Annotated in this window: 1 protein-coding gene and 1 pseudogene; one reads left to right on the top strand and one right to left on the bottom strand. The window is 64.9% G+C overall.

What is annotated here, in order from left to right; genetic code table 11:
* Positions 1-111 precede the first annotated feature (111 nt).
* Complete coding sequence (locus AAAB16_RS08930; RefSeq protein ID WP_340663015.1) at positions 112-1,101, top strand: P1 family peptidase; 990 nt, start codon at positions 112-114, stop codon at positions 1,099-1,101.
* A gap of 77 nt (positions 1,102-1,178) precedes the next feature.
* On the opposite strand, the pseudogene AAAB16_RS08935 reads toward AAAB16_RS08930, so the two are convergent.
* Positions 1,179-1,384: pseudogene (locus tag AAAB16_RS08935) on the bottom strand (tetratricopeptide repeat protein); the annotation flags it as partial.

Genomic DNA, 1,384 nt, shown 5'->3' on the forward strand with positions numbered 1-1,384 from the left:
GGGGATCGCATGTCCTTGTGGAGGGGCTTGAGCCGCGAGGCGCTTAATGCTCGCTGGCACACATCTGGCTATACCTGTTGTTCAACTGGCTGATTTTCTGGAGTGCGCTGCATGTTTGTTCCCGGTCCCCGCAATCTGATCACTGATGTCGCTGGCCTTACGGTGGGCCATCACACGGACGAACGTGTGCGCAGTGGGGTGACGGTGTTGCGGCCCAATGGTCCCTGGCGGGCGGGCGTGGATGTGCGCGGCGGCGGTCCCGGAGGACGGGAAATCGCGGCGCTGGAGCCGGAAAATATGATCGGCGAGCTGCATGCGCTGGTGCTTAGCGGCGGCTCGGTGTTTGGCCTGGCTGCCGCCGATGGCGTGGCGGCAGCGTTGTCCCGACAAGATGTCGGCGTGCGCGTGCAGCCGTGGACGCCAGCCATTCCGATCGTGCCGTCTGCGGTGCTGCATGACCTGGCGAACCATGGCGACAAGGACTGGGGGCTGGAGCCGCCTTACCGTCGTTGGGGAATAGAAGCGTTGGCGGCGGCGGGCCAGGATTTCGCTTTGGGCCCCGTGGGCGCTGGGCGCGGCGCTTTGGCCGGAACGCGGCCTGGCGGGCTGGGTTCCGCCTCGTTGGATGTGGGCAATGGCTTGATCGTCGGCGCGCTGGTGGCGGTGAATCCGGTGGGCAGCGTGTATATGGACGACGGCAAAACCTTCTGGGCCTGGCCGTGGGAGATTGGCAATGAATTTGGTGGGCAGCGGCCGGCCCATGATCTGCGCCATAGCGACCCGATTCCCGAACTGTCGCGCCTGGAAACCTTGGGCCGATTGCAGGCCGGGGCCAATACCACGTTGGCCGTGGTGGCCTGCAATGCGGCGTTGACCACGGCCGAGTGCAAACGTCTGGCGATCATGGCGCAAGACGGCATTGCCCGGGCGATTAGGCCGGCGCATTTGCCGTTTGATGGGGATACGGTGTTTGCGTTGGCCAGCGGTGAGCGGGAATTGGCGGAGGGCGCGAAGCGGCCCGTGGCGCTGTCATTGCTGGGGTCGGCGGCGGCGGATTGTTTGGCGCGGGCGATTGCACGAGGGGTGTTTGCCAGTGCCTGAACATTAGGCATTGCATCCAATATCCGTCATCCCCGCGTAGGCGGGGATCCAGGTGCGCGGTCGGTTTGCTCGTCGGCTTAAACCTGGGCTTGTATGGCCTGCCTCACCCGTTCCTCCGCCTGGCCGGCCTGTTCGGGCAGCCCTAATTCCAGATACACCCGCGCCAACACCCGATTGGTCGGCACATCATCTGCGTCATAGCGGCGCCGCTGTTCCAGAAGCTGCTGCGCCGTCACCCAATGCCCCGCCTGCACATGGGCATCCTGCGCAATCAGGGCAAACA

This window comes from Pseudomonas sp. (genome assembly GCF_037994325.1).
Classification (GTDB): domain Bacteria; phylum Pseudomonadota; class Gammaproteobacteria; order Pseudomonadales; family Pseudomonadaceae; genus Aquipseudomonas.

Bases quoted from the DNA above. Each gene is read 5' to 3' on its own strand.
- AAAB16_RS08930 (WP_340663015.1), top strand. From the start codon at position 112: ATGTTTGTTCCCGGTCCCCGCAATCTGATCACTGATGTCGCTGGCCTT.